Source organism: Bradyrhizobium sp. Arg237L (assembly GCF_029990105.1).
GTDB lineage: Bacteria > Pseudomonadota > Alphaproteobacteria > Rhizobiales > Xanthobacteraceae > Bradyrhizobium.
Genome location: NZ_JAQMIL010000049.1, coordinates 40352 through 55864 on the forward strand (window position 1 = coordinate 40352; position 15513 = coordinate 55864).

The 15513-nt window shown below is 63.4% G+C and carries 12 protein-coding genes; 6 read left to right on the forward strand and 6 right to left on the reverse strand.

Annotated features, from left to right (window positions below; translation table 11 throughout):
• Window position 1: 1 nt before the first annotated feature.
• The 3 genes from OZ411_RS26950 to OZ411_RS26960 all read right to left on the reverse strand — a co-directional run bounded on the left by OZ411_RS26950 (window position 2) and on the right by OZ411_RS26960 (window position 4526).
• Window positions 2-1867, reverse strand: coding sequence for an extracellular solute-binding protein (locus OZ411_RS26950; protein WP_282530385.1), 1866 nt, complete (start codon window positions 1865-1867; stop codon window positions 2-4).
• A gap of 14 nt (window positions 1868-1881) precedes the next feature.
• Window positions 1882-3777, reverse strand: coding sequence for an extracellular solute-binding protein (locus OZ411_RS26955; RefSeq protein WP_207234567.1), 1896 nt, complete (start codon window positions 3775-3777; stop codon window positions 1882-1884).
• A 203-nt stretch (window positions 3778-3980) separates the two neighbouring features.
• Window positions 3981-4526, reverse strand: coding sequence for a cytochrome c family protein (locus tag OZ411_RS26960; RefSeq protein ID WP_130581476.1), 546 nt, complete (start codon window positions 4524-4526; stop codon window positions 3981-3983).
• 202 nt (window positions 4527-4728) lie between these two features.
• On the opposite strand from OZ411_RS26960, the gene OZ411_RS26965 reads away from it, so the two are divergent.
• Both OZ411_RS26965 and OZ411_RS26970 read left to right on the forward strand, forming a co-directional pair.
• Window positions 4729-5469 carry a 3-deoxy-manno-octulosonate cytidylyltransferase gene (locus tag OZ411_RS26965; protein ID WP_282530386.1) on the forward strand — a complete coding sequence of 247 codons (741 nt, stop codon included), beginning with the start codon at window positions 4729-4731 and terminating at the stop codon, window positions 5467-5469.
• Window positions 5470-5601: 132 nt separating this feature from the next.
• The gene (locus tag OZ411_RS26970; protein ID WP_282530387.1) at window positions 5602-6462 is read left to right on the forward strand and encodes a prephenate dehydratase; all 861 of its coding nucleotides are present in this window, start codon (window positions 5602-5604) and stop codon (window positions 6460-6462) included.
• Between the two features lie 160 nt (window positions 6463-6622).
• On the opposite strand, the gene OZ411_RS26975 is transcribed toward OZ411_RS26970, so the two are convergent.
• Window positions 6623-7642, reverse strand: coding sequence for an LLM class flavin-dependent oxidoreductase (locus tag OZ411_RS26975; protein ID WP_282530388.1), 1020 nt, complete (start codon window positions 7640-7642; stop codon window positions 6623-6625).
• A gap of 385 nt (window positions 7643-8027) precedes the next feature.
• Here OZ411_RS26975 and metF point away from each other — a divergent pair, with 385 nt between their 5' ends.
• Window positions 8028-8924 (forward strand): methylenetetrahydrofolate reductase [NAD(P)H], encoded by an 897-nt coding sequence (gene metF, locus OZ411_RS26980; RefSeq protein WP_282530389.1) that lies wholly within the window; start codon window positions 8028-8030, stop codon window positions 8922-8924.
• 4 nt (window positions 8925-8928) lie between these two features.
• A complete protein-coding gene (metH, locus tag OZ411_RS26985) occupies window positions 8929-12783 on the forward strand; it encodes a methionine synthase (RefSeq protein WP_282530390.1) in 3855 nt (1284 codons plus the stop codon).
• Window positions 12784-12817: 34 nt separating this feature from the next.
• Here metH and OZ411_RS26990 read toward each other — a convergent pair whose 3' ends face one another.
• Together OZ411_RS26990 and OZ411_RS26995 are read right to left on the reverse strand one after the other, a co-directional pair.
• Window positions 12818-13066, reverse strand: a complete 249-nt coding sequence (locus OZ411_RS26990; protein ID WP_282530391.1) for a hypothetical protein — start codon at window positions 13064-13066, stop codon at window positions 12818-12820.
• Window positions 13067-13698: 632 nt separating this feature from the next.
• Complete coding sequence (locus tag OZ411_RS26995; protein ID WP_282530392.1) at window positions 13699-14346, reverse strand: TIGR02594 family protein; 648 nt, start codon at window positions 14344-14346, stop codon at window positions 13699-13701.
• Between the two features lie 53 nt (window positions 14347-14399).
• Between OZ411_RS26995 and OZ411_RS27000 the strand changes: the two genes are divergently transcribed.
• Window positions 14400-14561 (forward strand): hypothetical protein, encoded by a 162-nt coding sequence (locus tag OZ411_RS27000; RefSeq protein WP_282530393.1) that lies wholly within the window; start codon window positions 14400-14402, stop codon window positions 14559-14561.
• A gap of 44 nt (window positions 14562-14605) precedes the next feature.
• Window positions 14606-15463 (forward strand): alpha/beta hydrolase, encoded by an 858-nt coding sequence (locus OZ411_RS27005; protein ID WP_282530394.1) that lies wholly within the window; start codon window positions 14606-14608, stop codon window positions 15461-15463.
• Window positions 15464-15513 lie beyond the last annotated feature (50 nt).

A 15513-nucleotide genomic window follows, 5' to 3' on the forward strand; every position in this document is an offset into this window, starting at 1 on the left:
CTTACTTCGCCTGTTCGGCGTTGCCGGCCTTGGCCGGGTCGATCCACCAGTTCTCCGGCGCTCCCACGCCTTGCGCGTAGCGCGCCGGCTTCGGCGGATGGGCGAACAGGTCCCAATAGGCCACCTTGTGCGTGTTGGCGTACCATTGCGGCACCCAATAGCGCCCGGCGCGGAACACCCGGTCGAAAGCCCGGCAGGCGGTGGTCAGCTCCGCCCTGGTCTCGGCGGCGATGATCTTCTCGACCAATGCATCGATCACCGGGCTGGAAATGCCTGCGAGGTTATAGGAGCCTTTGGTATTGGCGGCCTGGGAGGAGAAGAACGCCCGCATGACATCGCCAGGAGTCGCCGACATCGAGAAGCGCTGGATGGTCATGTCGAAGTCGAAATCCTCCAGCCGCGCGCGGTACTGCACGGCGTCGATCAGCCGGAAGGTGGCGTCGATGCCGAGCACGGCAAGGTTCTTGATGTAGGGCCCGTGATGGGGCTGGATCGAGGCTTCGTCGTTGAGGAATTCGATGGTGAAAGGCTCGCCGTTCGGCAACAGCCGCTTGCCATCCTTGACGACGCAGCCAGCCTCATTGAGCAATTGCGCCGCTTTGCGCAGCAGCGTCCGATCCTGTCCCGAACCGTCCGACACCGGCGGCACGAAGGGCATGCCGAACACCTCGTCCGGCACCTGGCCGCGGAACGGCTCCAGCAGCGCCAGCTCTTCCGGCGACGGCGGGCCGGACACCATCATGTCCGAATTCTGGAACGGCGAATGGGTGCGCGCATAGGCGCCGTACATGATGGTCTTGTTGGTCCATTCGAAATCGAAGGCATAGATCAGCGCCTCGCGCACGCGCGGGTCTTTGAACTTGTCGCGGCGCATGTTGATGAACCAGCCCTGCGCGCCCGACGGCGTCTCGTCCGGCAACAGCTCGCGCTTGACGCGGCCGTCCTTGATCGCGGGAAAATCATAGCGCGTCGCCCAGATGCGGGCGGTGAGTTCCTCGCGATAGAGATAGTTTTTGCCCGTGAAGCCTTCGAAGGCGACGTCGCGGTCGCGATAGAACTCGTAGCGGACGGTATCGAAATTGAAGCTGCCGCGGCAGACCGGAAGATCGGCAGCCCACCAGTCCTTGACGCGATCATATTCGATGAAGCGATTGACCTCGAAGCGGCCGACCTTGTACGGCCCCGAGCCGAGCGGCGTATCCAGCGTCGATTCCTCGAACGGCCGATTGGCGTAATAGGCCTTCGAGAAGATCGGCAGCCCCGCGACATAAAGCGGGACGTCGCGCGCGCGCTTCGGCACGAAGCTGGCGACGACGGTCGCATCGTCGAGCGCCTCGGCCTTGATGAAATCGCGGAGCTGAACCAGGACCATCGGGTGGCCCTTTTCCTTCAGCATGTTCAGCGAGAAGGCGACGTCGTGGGCAGTCAGCTTCGAGCCGTCATGAAATCGCGCCTCGGGGCGGATCGTGAAAGTATAGCTGAGCTTGTCGGGCGAAATCCGCACCGACTTCGCCGCGAACCCATACATCGCATCAGGCTCGTCGCTGGCGCGCCCCATCAACGTCGCAAACGTCATGCCCATGCCCTGCGCCCCCTCACCTTTGAGGACGTAGGCGTTGAGCGAATTGAACGTGAAATAGGACTGGTTATAGTCGCGGACCGACGGGATCAGCGAGAACATGCCGCCCTTCGGCGCATTGACGTTGACATAGTCGAAATGGTGGAAGTCGGCGGGATATTTCAAATCGCCGAACGCCGACATGCCATGCATCTCGACGCCGTTATCGGCGGCTGCCGGACGAAGCCGCGTCGCGCATAGCGCACCGATGCCGAGGCCGAGCGCGTGCCGACGGGTGAATAGCGGCATACCCGAAAAATCCCTCAAGACCGTTTGCCGATCCGGTTTGCCTTGTCCACGTCATACCACCACAATGAGGGCAGGCCGGAGCGCGCGTATTTCGGCAGTTCCGCATGGCCGAAGCGATCCCAGAGCGCATAGCGCGCGTAGGGATAGCCGAACTGCGGCACCACGTAGAAATTCCAGAGCAGCACCCGGTCCAGCGCCTTGGTCGCGGCGACGAGGCTGGCGCGGTCCTTGGCGAAGATGACCTTCTCGATCAGCGCATCTACTGCCGGGTTCTTGATGCCGATGGTGTTCTTGGATCCCTGCTGATCCGCGGCCTGCGAGCCCCAGAATTCGCGCTGCTCATTGCCGGGCGAGAGCGACTGGCCCCAGAGGTCGGTGATGATGTCGAAATCGAAACTGCGGATGCGGTTCTCGTACTGCACGTCGTCGACGACACGGATCGAGGCAGTGACGCCGATGCGTTCCAGCGACGGCTTGAAGAACAGCGCGATCCGCTCGGAGGAAGGATCCTGCACCAGGATCTCCACGGTCACCGGCTTGCCCGACGGATCGACCAGCTTGCGCTCGCGCACCTCGAAGCCGGCCTCCTTCAACAGCCTGGTGGCCTCGCGCAAATTGGCGCGCACCGCTTCGGGGTTGCCGCCGATCGGGTTCGTGTACGGCGTCGTGAAGACTTCCGGCGGCACCTTGTCGCGCACGGTCTCGAGGAGCTCGAGCTCCTGCCCCTGCGGCAAGCCGGAAGAGGCCAATTCTGTACCCTCGAAATAGCTGTTGATGCGCTTGTACTGACCATAGAAGAGCTGCTTGTTCATCTCCTCGAAATCGAACGCAAAGTTGAAGGCGCGCCGGAGACGCGCGTCCTTGAATTGAGCGCGGCGCAGGTTGAGCACGAAACCCTGCATGCGGCCGGAATCGTTGATTGGAAACTCCTGCTTGACGACGCGTTTCTCGGTCACGGCCGGGAAGTCATACGCAGTCGCCCACTGCTTCGCCGAGTTCTCGGTGATCCAGTCCGCCTGGTCGGCCTTGAAAGCTTCGAGCGCGACGACGTTGTCGCGGAAGAATTCGAAACGCAGCTCGTCGAAATTATTCTGGCCGATCTGGACCGGCAACTTGGCGCCCCAATAGTCCTTCACGCGCTCGAGCCGGACCGAGCGGCCGGCGACGAAATCAGCGATCCGATAAGCGCCCGAGCCGAGCGGCTTCTCCAGCGTGGTCGCCGAAACATCGCGCTTGCGGCCCTGGCTGTCGGTGCCTTCCCAGTAATGCTTCGGCAGCACCAGCAATTCGCCGACGATGTGCGGCAATTCGCGATTGCCGGGAGCGTCGAAGGTGAATTTGACGTCGCGCTCGCCGGTCTTTTCGGCCTTGGTCACGTGCCGGTAATAGGAGGAATAGAACGGGCTTTGCTTCTTCAACGTCTCGAGCGAGAAGATGACGTCCTCCGGCGTCACCGGCTTGCTGTCGTGCCAGCGCGCTTCCTTGCGCAGCCGGTAGATCACCCAGCTATAGTCGTCGGGATGTGATGCGCCTTCGGCGAGCAGGCCATATTCGGTCGCGATCTCATCCTGCGAGCGCGACATCAGCGTCTCATAGATCATGATCGCGGCCGGCGCGATCGAGCCCTTCACGCCCATCACCGCGACGTTGAAGTTGTCGTACGTGCCGAGCGAGATGATCCGCGCGACGCCGCCCTTCGGCGCATCCGGATTGACATAGTCGAAACGCTGGAAGCCGGCCGGATATTTGATATCGCCGAACAGCGACAGCGCGTGGCGCCACGCCGGCTCACTGCCTCCCGGGTCCGCCTGCGCGCTCGACATCGCCGGAATGCCGGCTGCCATGCCCATCATGGGGGTCAGCGCGGCCACCGCGCCGGTCTGCAGAAGGTGTCGTCGGGTAATGGCCAAGGGGAGCTTCCTGTCGTGAACCGGGGTTACGCACTAAGTGCGTAATATAGGGCAAGGTTTCGGCGGATTATGTTGCTTTTTCCTCATCTTGGAAGCCTGGGGGCCATCACGTGTGCGGCGAAACGTCCCGATGACAACCTGCGATCCATACGGAAACGGCCAGGCAATGCCTGGCCGTTCCGATTGAATCCATGAGGGAAATGCTATTTCGACGCGGTCGGCAGCGGCTGGGGATGATCCGACAGCGAATTCAGGTAGGCGATCACGTCTGCGCGCTCGCTGTCCTTCGGAATACCGGCGAAGCCCATCGCGGTACCCGGGATGAAACCCTTCGGATTGGTGAGGAACTTGTTGAGGTCGTCGAAGGTCCAGGTGCCGCCCTTGGCCTTCATCGCGGCCGAGAAGTTGAACCCGCGTCCTTCGCCCCGGGGCTCGCCGACGATGCCAAAGAGATTGGGGCCGACGCGGTTCGGGCCGCCCTTTTCGAAGGTGTGGCAGGCTGCGCACTTCTTGGCGGCCGCCGAGCCCTTTTCCACAGAGGCGGTCTGCAGCAGCTTCTCGATCGGCTCGGAGGGTGCGGCGGCTTCCGCCGGTCCGCCCTTGCTCGCCTCTTTCACGGCGATCTCGAAACCGGGCTTCTCCAGCGGCTTCGGCGTGAACACCGCCTGCGCGCCAAAGCTCGTCACCAGGACAATGAGGCAGGTGCCGAGGATCGCACCGAGAATTTTGTTGAGTTCGAAGGAGTCCATTTCGGATCAGGCTCCAGGCCTAAAATGTCGACTTCAGGCGGGCCGAATGGCCGCGGGGGTGAGCCTCGGAATCAGCCCTCGTCGCGCCTCCCCCGAGCAGAGTTGAGATATCGGTTTGCCTGCGCTCTGGCAACCCGTATAAACGCGCCGGCTTTGACCCCGTCCCCACCCTGATTCCTGCCGCCGGCAGGGTTTCGATACGATGGCTGACTCGCGGATTTTGGTGCTGATTCCCGCCCGCATGGCGGCCACGAGACTGCCGGGCAAGCCGCTCCTCGACATTGCCGGCCAGCCGATGATTGTCCACGTATTGCGCCGGGCGGAAGAAGCCAACATCGGCCGGGTCGCGGTCGCGACCGATACGCCGGAGATCGCCGCTGCTGTCACGGCGGCCGGCGGCGAGGTGGTGATGACCCGCGCCGATCACCCCTCCGGCTCCGACCGCATCTTTGAGGCCGCAACCACGCTCGATCCGCAAGGCAAGGCCGGGATTGTGGTCAATCTGCAGGGCGATTTCCCGACCATCACGACGGGCACGATCCGCGCCGTACTGCCGCCGCTCGACGACCCCGCAGTCGATATCGCCACCCTCGCCTCCGAGATCCACACCGAGGAGGAAAGCCTCAACCCGAACGTGGTGAAGGCGGTCGGCTCGCCGATCACGGCAGGACGGCTGCGCGCGCTCTATTTCACCCGTGCCACGGCGCCGTTCGGCGACGGGCCGCGCTACCACCATATCGGCCTCTACGCTTATCGCCGCGCCGCGCTGGAGCGGTTCGTGAGGTTGCCGCCCTCGCCCCTGGAACAGCAGGAGAAGCTCGAGCAGCTCCGCGCGCTGGAGGCCGGGATGCGGATCGACGTCACCATCGTCGACACGGTGCCGCGCGGCGTCGACACCCCGGCCGACCTCGAAACCGCCCGGCGGATACTGGCCAAAACCTGAACCGCTGCTAGAGCATGATCCGGAAAAGTGGAAACCGGTTTTCCGAAAAGATCAGGCTCAAACAAAGTGATGAGATCATGATCCGGTTCCGAAGAATCGGATCATGATCTAAAACCTCGCCAGGAACACGATATGACCAAGAAGCTGAAAATCGCCTTCCAGGGCGAGCCCGGAGCCAATTCCCACATCGCGATCGTCGAGGCCTATCCCGACGCCGAGCCGATGCCCTGCCCGACCTTCGAGGACGCGCTGTCGGCGATTTCCTCCGGCGAGGCCGATCTCGGCATGATCCCGATCGAGAACTCGGTCGCCGGCCGCGTCGCCGACATCCACCATCTGTTGCCGGCCTCCGGCCTGTTCATCGTCGGCGAATGGTTCCTGCCGGTCCGGCATCAGTTGATGGCGGTGAAGGGAACAAAGCTCTCCGACATCAGGAGCGTGGAGAGCCATGTGCATGCGCTCGGCCAGTGCCGGCGCATCATCCGCAAGCTCGGCGTCAGGCCGATCGTCGCCGGCGACACCGCCGGCAGCGCTCGGGACATTTCCGAGCGTGGCGACAAAAGCGTCGCCGCCATCGCCTCGCGCCTTGCCGCCGACATCTACAGCCTCGATATCCTGGCCGAAGACATCGAGGACGAGGCCCACAACACCACCCGCTTCGTGGTGCTGGCACGCGAAGCCAGATGGGCCGAGCAGGATTCGGGCCCGCTGGTCACGACGTTTGTATTCCGGGTGCGCAACCTGCCCGCGGCGCTCTACAAGGCGCTCGGCGGCTTCGCCACCAACGGCGTCAACATGACCAAGCTCGAAAGCTACATGGTCGACGGCAATTTCTTCGCCACACAATTTTATGCCGACGTCGACGGCCACCCCTATGATCGCGGGCTGGCCTTCGCGCTCGAAGAGCTGAAATTCTTCTCCCGCGAATTCCGCATCGTGGGCGTCTATCCCGCCCACCCCTTCCGCGCAACCTTCAGCGAGAAGGCGGATTGAGGCGCGCAAGCCCTCTCCCAGGTCCACCCGGGACGGACACGTAGCCCGGGTGGAGCGCCAAGCGCAACCCGGGACCGCTGGCAGACATTGACGCAGATGTCCCGGGTTACGCGTTCCGCTCCACCCGGGCTACGAAGCTTCGCTTGGCCGGGACGACAGCTTACGCCGCCGCCTTCTTCGCAAGCCCGAATGCATCCGCCAGCAGGCTGTACGACTTCTTCCGCGCCTCGTGGTCATACACGGCGGTGATGATCATCAGCTCGTCCGCCTTGGTCGCCGCGATCAGCGGCTGCAGCTTTGCCATCACCGTCGCCGGGCTGCCGACGAAAAAGCGCGAGCGGTTGCGGGCGATCGAAGCGCGCTCGGCGTCGATGTAGGGATAGGCCAGCGCCTCCTCCACGCTCGGCAGCGGCAGATACTGGCCGCGATCCCGGCGCAGCCGGTTGAGGTCCATCGATAGCGCCAGCTTTTCCGCCTCTTCATCGGTCTCAGCCGCCACGGCTGCCACCGCGAGGATCGCCTGCGGGGTTTGGCGCCAGGGCGACGGCTTGAAATGGGCGCAGTAGTTGGTCATCGCATCGACCGCGTCATGGGTCGCGAAATGATGCGCGAAGCCGAAACCCATGCCGACCTGCGCAGCGAGCTCGGACGAATAGCCGCTGGAGCCGAGCAGCCAGATCGGCGGCAGCGGCGAATCGTCGGGCATCGCCACCACATTGTTGAAGGGATGGCCGGGCGGGAAATCGCGCGTCTCCCACAGCGTCAGTTCATGCAGCCGCTCCAGGAAATCGTCGCCCTCGCGGCGATCGAGCCGGCTCCGCAGCGCGTAGGCCGTGGCGCCGTCAGTGCCGGGCGCGCGCCCGAGGCCAAGGTCGATGCGGCCGGGGAACAGCGCCTCCAGCATCTTGAAGCGCTCAGCGACCACCAGCGGCGCATGGTTGGGCAGCATCACGCCGCCGGAGCCGACGCGGATGTTCCTGGTGACGGCAGCGATCTGCCCGATCATCAGGTCCGGCGCGGGGCTCGCGACGGAGGCGAGGTTGTGGTGCTCGGCGAGCCAATACCTGATATAGCCGAGCCCATCGACATGGCGCGCCAGATCGATGCTGTTGCGCAGCGCTGCGGCGGGTTTTGTGGCTGTGGTGACGACCGAAAGGTCCAGGACGGAAAGCGGAATCATCGCGGTAAGCTAGGGCGGCACATTGAAACCACAAAGCCCCTCCGCGTGCAGATCAGCTCCGCGACGCCCCGAAGCGGAGGGCCACGTCGACAGTGGGACAAAACGTCGTTAATCCGTAACAATTCTTCCTTGCCCACACCCAAGGAGGGAACCGAATTGACCGGAACGTTATAGAAACAGGCTATAATTTTTGGATTTTTGCGATAAGCCGCGAAACCTATACTCCTGCCCACCGCAAATTGAAGTTCTCGCACTGAGCTAACAGATTCACTCAAAGTGGGCCATTTCCCATTCCTGATGGGCTGTTTGCCCGCCCCGCTTTGCCCTATCTTACCGGCTTGACCACCCAGCCTGTGCCGATTGTCCCGTGGAGTTTGTGAGAGCCATGACCGAGGTTGCCGCCCCGCCGTTCAGGACTCCCGCCATTTCCTTCGAGTTCTTCCCGCCGAAGACCGAGGAGATGGAACGCAACCTTTGGGACACGATCAACCGGCTGGCGCCGCTGTCGCCCACCTTCGTCTCGGTGACCTATGGCGCCGGCGGATCGACCCGCGAGCGCACCCACTCGACCATCGCCCGCATCCTGAACGAAACCACGCTGTTGCCGGCGGCGCATCTGACCTGCGTCAGCGCCTCGCGCGGAGAGATCGACGAGATCGTCGACCGCTATCACGAGGTCGGTGTCCGCCACATCGTGGCGCTGCGCGGCGACCCGCCGGGTGGCATCGGCACGCCCTATTACACCCATCCGGACGGCTACCAGAGCTCGCCGGAGCTGGTCGCCGGCATCAAGAAGCGTCATCCCGATATCGAGATCTCCGTCTCGGCCTATCCGGAGAAGCATCCGGAGAGCGCGAATTTCGACGCCGATATCGACACGCTGAAGGCCAAGGTCGATGCCGGCGCGACGCGCGCCATCACCCAGGTGTTCTTCGACAACGATCTCTATTTCCGCTACCTCGACCGGGTGCGGGCGCGCGGCATCGAGATCCCGATCGTGCCGGGCATCATGCCGATGCACAATTTCAAGCAGGCCCGCAATTTCGTCACCCGCGCCGGCACCACGGTGCCGGACTGGTTCGCCGCAAAATTCGAAGGTCTCGACGACGACGCCGAGACCCGCAAACTGGTGGCGGCCACCGTTGCCGCCGGCCAAGTGCAGAAACTGGCCAAGCACGGCGTCGACACCTTCCATTTCTACACCATGAACCGCGCCGATCTCGTGTTCGCGATCAGCCATCTGCTCGGCATCCGTCCGAACGGCGCGAAGAAAGCTGCCTGATCAAATGACCGTACCCGTCTCTCCCAAGCGTACCGCCCTCATTGCTGCCGCGCGCGAGCGCATCCTGGTGCTCGACGGCGCCATGGGCACGATGATCCAGGGCCTCCAGTTCGACGAGGCTGCGTTCCGCGGCGAACGCTTCAAGGATTTCCACCGCGACATCAGGGGCAACAACGACATCCTGATCCTGACGCAAGCGCAGGCGATCGAGGACATCCACGCCGCCTATCTGCGCGCCGGCGCCGACATCGTCGCGACCAACACCTTCTCCTCGACCTCGATCGCGCAGGCCGACTACGACATGTCGGACCTCGCCTATGAGCTCAACCGCGAGGGCGCCAGACTCGCGCGCGCCGCCGCCGAGAAGGTGAGTGCGGAGGACGGCAGGCCGCGGTTCGTCGCAGGCGCCCTGGGGCCCACCAACCGTACCGCCTCGATCTCGCCCGACGTCTCCAATCCCGGCTATCGCGCCGTGACGTTCGACGATCTGCGCAAGGCCTATGGCGAGCAGATCAAGGGCCTGCTCGACGGCGGCGCCGACCTGCTCCTGGTCGAAACCATCTTCGACACGCTGAATGCCAAGGCCGCGCTCTATGCGATCTCCGAGATCACCGAAGAGCGCGGTATCGATGTGCCCGTGATGATCTCTGGCACCATCACCGACAAGTCCGGCCGCCTGCTCTCGGGCCAGTTGCCGGAGGCGTTCTGGAATTCGGTGCGGCACGCCAAGCCGATCACCATCGGCTTTAACTGCGCGCTCGGCGCGGAGGACCTGCGCAGCCACATCGCCGATATCGGCCGCGTCGCCGGTACGCTCGTCTGCGCCTACCCGAATGCCGGCCTGCCCAACGAGTTCGGCCAGTATGACGAGACGCCGGAATATATGGCGCGGCTGATCGGCGAGTTCGCGCGCGATGGCCTCGTCAACATCGTCGGCGGCTGCTGCGGCACCACGCCGGACCATATCGCTGCGATCGCCGCGGCGGTGGCGCCGCACAAGCCGCGCGTCGTCCCCGAGATCGAGCCGCGCCTGCGGCTCTCCGGCCTCGAGCCGTTCGCGCTGACTGACGCCATTCCTTTCATCAATATCGGCGAGCGTACCAACGTCACGGGCTCGGCGCGCTTCCGCAAATTGATCACCGCGGGTGACTACACGGCCGCGCTGCAGGTTGCGCGCGACCAGGTCGAGAACGGCGCGCAGATCATCGACGTCAACATGGACGAGGGCCTGCTCGATTCCGAGAAGGCGATGGTGACGTTCCTCAACCTCGTCGCCGCCGAGCCCGACATCGCCCGCGTGCCTGTTATGGTCGACTCGTCGAAATTCGCAGTGATCGAGGCTGGCCTGAAATGCATCCAAGGCAAGCCGGTGGTGAACTCGATCTCGATGAAGGAGGGCGAGGAGAAATTCATCCACGAGGCCACGATCGCAAAGCGCCATGGCGCGGCCGTCGTGGTGATGGCATTCGACGAGACCGGGCAGGCCGACACGTTTGCGCGCAAGACCGAAATCTGCAAGCGCGCCTATGACATCCTGGTCAACCGGCTCGACTTCCCGGCGGAAGACATCATCTTCGATCCCAACATCTTCGCGATCGCGACCGGGATCGAGGAACACAACAATTACGGCGTCGACTTCATCGAGGCCGCGCGCTGGATCCGCCAGAACCTCCCCGGCGCGCATATTTCCGGCGGCGTCTCCAATCTCTCGTTCTCGTTCCGCGGCAACGAGCCGGTTCGCGAGGCGATGCACTCCGTGTTCCTCTACCACGCCATCAAGGCCGGCATGGACATGGGCATCGTCAATGCCGGGCAGATGATCGTCTATGACGACATCGATCCCGAGCTGCGGCAGGTGTGCGAGGACGTCATCCTCAACCGCGACCCCGGCGCCTCCGAGCGCCTCCTCGCGCTCGCCGAGAAATTCCGCGGCAAGGAGAAGCAGAGCAGGGAAGCCGATCTCGCCTGGCGCGAATGGCCGGTCGAGAAGCGGCTCAGCCACGCGCTGGTGCACGGCATCACCGAATTCATCGAGGCCGATACCGAGCAGGCGCGACAGGCATCTTTCCGTCCGCTCGACGTCATCGAAGGCCCGTTGATGGCCGGCATGAACGTGGTCGGCGATCTCTTCGGCGACGGCAAGATGTTCCTGCCGCAGGTGGTGAAGTCGGCGCGCGTGATGAAGCAGGCGGTCGCCTATCTGATGCCGTTCATGGAAGAGGAAAAGGCGCGCAATCTTGCGAGCGGCGTGACCAGCGACGGCCGCAACGCCGCCGGCAAGATCGTGCTCGCGACGGTGAAGGGCGACGTCCACGACATCGGCAAGAACATCGTCGGCATCGTGCTGCAGTGTAACAATTTCGAGGTCATCGACCTTGGCGTGATGGTGCCGGCCGCAAAAATCATCGAGACGGCGAAGGCCGAAGGCGCTGATATCATCGGCCTCTCCGGCCTGATCACGCCCTCGCTCGACGAGATGAGCTTTCTCGCCGGCGAGCTGGAGCGTGAGGGCCTGAACCTGCCGCTCCTGATCGGCGGCGCCACCACCAGCCGCGTCCACACCGCCGTGAAGATCGACCCGAACTATCCGGGCGGGCCGGTCGTGCATGTCAACGACGCCAGCCGCGCCGTCGGCGTCGCTTCCTCGCTGCTCTCGCCCGAGAAGCGCGCGGCCTATGCCGCCGATATCCGCGCCGAATACGCAAAAATCTCCGCGGCGCATTTCCGGGCGCAAGCCGACAAGAAACGGCTGAAGCTGGCGCAAGCCCGCGCCAACGGCGTGAAGATCGACTTCGCCAAGGTGCCGCCGAAGAAGCCAACCTTCTTCGGGCGCAAGAGCTTTGACGCCTACGATCTGGCCGAGCTTGCAAAATTCATCGACTGGACGCCGTTTTTCCAGACCTGGGAATTGACGGGGCGCTTCCCGGCCATCCTCGACGATCCCAAGGTCGGCGAGGTCGCGCGCTCGCTCTATGATGATGCGCAGAAGATGCTTGAGCGCATCATCGAGGAGAAATGGTTCACGGCCCGCGCCACCATCGGTTTCTGGCCCGCCAATGCCGAAGGCGACGACATCGCCGTCTATGCCGACGAGACACGGAAAAAGAAGATCGCGACCTTCCATACGCTGCGCCAGCAGCTCGAGAAGCGCGAAGGCCGCTTCAACGCCGCGCTGTCGGATTTCATCGCGCCCGTCGGTTCGGGCGTGCCTGACTATATCGGCGGCTTCGTCGTCACCGCCGGGATCGGCGAGGACGCGGTCGCCGACCGCTTCAAGAACGCCAATGACGATTACTCCTCGATCCTGTGCAAGGCGCTGGCCGACCGCCTCGCCGAAGCCTTTGCCGAGCGCATGCACCAGCGCGTGCGCAAGGAATTCTGGGGCTACGCGCCCGACGAGGCGCTGGCGTCGGACGAGTTGATCCTGGAGAAGTATCACGGCATCCGCCCGGCGCCGGGGTATCCCGCACAGCCCGACCACACCGAGAAGCAGACGCTGTTCGCACTGCTTGATGCGGAGAATACGGCCGGCGTGACGCTGACGGAGAGCTTTGCAATGTGGCCGGGCTCTTCGGTCTCCGGCCTCTATTTCAGCCATCCCGAGAGCTTCTATTTCGGCGTCGGCAAGATCGAGCGCGACCAGGTCGAGGACTACGCCGCACGCAAGGACATGACGGTTGCCGAGATCGAGCGCTGGCTCGCGCCCGTGCTGAACTACATCCCCTCGCAGGACGCGAAGCAGGCAACGCCGGCGCTCGCGCCGGTCGCCACTCCCGCCAACGACGTCACCTCGCACCCACCCGGCTGCACCTGCGCCGTCCATCTCGCCTGGCGCAAGAAAGCCGTCGGCGCGGGTTAGGGCGCCATCTGCCCCACGCGGGGTGGGTTCTGATTCAACTGTCAAACAGCTTTCCGCTGTCATCGTCCGCGAAGGCGGACGATCCAGTATTCCAGAAACAGCAGTGCTTGAGCCGAGAGGCTGCCGGATACTGGATGCCCGCCTTCGCGGGCATGACGGTGGAGTAGTGGTGAGAGGATGTGAGTTCGCGTTCTCGCGGCGTGATGCGCCCGAGCTTTGCTTCACTTTCCACCCTCTCATTGATCAGAGGGCGCAGGGAAAGCCGGGTGCCGGTTGCACCCATGGGTCCCGTGCAACAAAAAGCACGGGGGTAGGACCACAGGTTCAACCGAAGCATTCCGGCTTTCCCTGCGCGATGGTGTTACGGCTTATTTCGTGCTCTCCCCGGTGACCGGGCTTTCTTGCCACCGTCACTTCGTAAGAAGCTTAGCGCCAGCGTCGGGGCGCCAGGACCACACGACTTCGCCGTCCGCTGATGTCGCGTTCGTCTTTCGCAACAACAGCGTCCACCGCATCTCACCGCAACGTTCGTGACGATCGCGACCCGCCCCTCATCCGCCGTGAGACGCGCGGAGTCATAGTGCTGATTTGCCCGACGGGTTAAGCGATTTATTTTTGGGCGAAGGACTGGACAGACTTTCGGCTGATTTGCCCGTCGGGTTGATTTGTCGCACCCAAAGTAGCCACATCGTCATTGCGAGCGGAGCGAAGCAATCCATAGCGCCGCAAGCTGAGAAATGGATTACTTCGCTGCGCTCGCAATGACCGGGGCCGTCATTCCGGGGCGATGCGAAGCATCGAGCCCGGAATCCATTTCACCTCATACACAAGTGGACGAATGGATTCTCTGATGTGCAATTGCACATCATAGCTCGCGCTTCGCGCGCCCCGGAATGACAGAGGAGAGTGTAGCGGCTAGTTCGTCGGCATCACGTAGACGTAGATACGGCCGCGAGAGACTGAGGCTTCACGGACGCGGTTGCCGTTGTTGCCGGAGATCATGATCGGATTTCCCTTGGCGTCGATGCCGGTGATGATGCCGACATGGCCGCCGCGGCGTCCCCGTGACATCACGGCGATGGCGCCAACCTGTGGGCCGGAGACACGCTGCCCATAGCGGGCGAACGAGCTCGCCATGTCGGAGCCGGTGCCGCGATAACCCGAATGCTGTAGCACCATGTTCATGAACCGCGCGCACCACAGGCTGCCGCGACTGGTCGGATTGCCGCCGAGGTGACGGCGGGCTTCATCGACGATGTTCGATGAACCGAGGCTTGCCGCCTGCTGAGGCTCCGGCGACAGACTCGCATTGCTGTCGGCAAGACCCTGCGCCTGCATCTGCGCCACGCCGCGCTCCCAGCGCGAGGCACGCGTCATGTGGCGGTGACGATGATGCGCATAGTGATGCTTGGCATGATGACCGGCATGATAGGCCCTGGCGTGGCGCCCTGCGCCGTGATGAGGACGTGCCGAAGCGGGAGAGACAGAGACGACGATTATCGTCGAACACAACGCCAGTGCCAGAACTCGAAGCAACCGGCGGAACGCACGTAACTGAACCATACTTCCCATTTTTTCCTTCTGTTACACCCCCGTTTTCCCAGGTGCGCTCGTCTGTGGATGACATCTGGATGACAGGCGCGGCGCGTTTTGTGCCGCTCAATGTGGCAAGACAAAGATTTCGTGCCGCGCTGCGGCGAAAAATTGCAGGACGATTTCGCGAACATTTGGAGGCGGAAAAGGAAACGATGCCGCCGCATTGCAGCCATGAAGGTTAATTGCGATCCTCGCTGCGCAGGCTCACAAGGAGGAAAACGTTAAAATGCCCTATGCCGTCGCCAAGGATAATGTCCGCCTCTATTTCGAAGAGGTCGGGAGCGGGACGCCAATCATCTTCCTGCACGAGTTCGCGGCCGATCACACCAATTGGGAGCCGCAGATGCGCTATTTCTCGCGCGGCCACCGCTGCATCGCCTATTCCGCGCGCGGCTACACGCCCTCCGACGTTCCGCCATCGGCCGAGGTCTACAGCTACAAGCATTTCTACACCGATGCGCTCGCGGTGCTCGATCATCTCGGCATCGCACGCGCGCATTTCGTCGGGCTGTCGATGGGCTCCTATTCGTCGCTGCAGGTCGCGCTGAATGCGCCCGAGCGCGCATTGTCGATGACGCTCGCCGGCGTCGGCTCCGGCTCAAGTCTCGAACACCTCGACGCCTTCCGCGCGCAATGCCGCGCCAAGCAGTATGAGAGCATCGGATCGGCCGAAGTCGCCAAGGTGACACGCGAGGCGCCGGGCCGGATTCCGTTCCTCGTCAAGGATCCGCGCGGCCATGCCGATTTCTATGCCGCGCTCGCGCGCCACGATGCCAAGGGATCGGCCAACACGATGCGCAGTTTTCAAGGCGCGCGGCCATCGATCTACACCATGGCGGAAGCGATCGGACGCGTGCCGACGCCGGCGCTGATCATCTGCGGCGACGAGGACGACAATTGCGTCGAGCCGAGCCTGTTCCTGAAGCAGCATTTGCCCGCGGCGGGGCTGACGTTCTTTCCGAAATCGGGGCATGTGCTCAACCTCGAGGAGCCGGCGTTGTTCAATGAGATGGTCGAGCGGTTCATCGCGCTGGTGGAAGCGGGCCGATGGTTGCCGCGCGATCCGAGGTCGATGGTGGCCTAGCTGTCATTCCGGGGCACGCGAAGCGTGAGCTATGATGTGCAATTGCACAT